Below are 350 nucleotides of genomic sequence, written 5' to 3'. Positions count from 1 at the left end.
CCGTCTACGGCTGGGTGTCCGCGGTAGCGTGCACCAGCATCGACGGCCGACCCGTCGCCGTCACCGGCGGTTGGGACCCGACGCGGGTGTGGGATCTGACCACCGGCACCCCACACAGCACTCTCCCGTCCTCCAGCATCACCGATTCGTTGCGCACGGTGGCGTGCACCAACATCGACGGCCAACCTTTCGCCGTCACCGGAGGTTTCAAGGGCACGATACGGATCTACAAACTGGCCACCGGTACCCTGTACTCCACTCTGGACGGCAATATCAGCCCGGTGTTCGGGGTAGCGTGCGCCAGCATCGACGGCCGCCCCGTCGCCGTCACCGGCAGCGAGAACAGCACG

1 protein-coding gene is annotated in these 350 nt (G+C 66.6%); it reads left to right on the top strand.

All coding sequences use genetic code 11. The annotated features are described in order from the left end of the window. Positions 1 to 14: 14 nt before the first annotated feature. The coding region (locus ON30_RS27725) for a WD40 repeat domain-containing protein (protein WP_040711850.1) at positions 15 to 350 on the top strand (336 nt) is incomplete at its 3' end.

Source organism: Nocardia takedensis NBRC 100417, assembly GCF_000308695.1.
GTDB classification, from domain to species: Bacteria; Actinomycetota; Actinomycetes; order Mycobacteriales; family Mycobacteriaceae; genus Nocardia; species Nocardia takedensis.
This window is presented reverse-complemented; position numbering and strand designations above follow the sequence as displayed.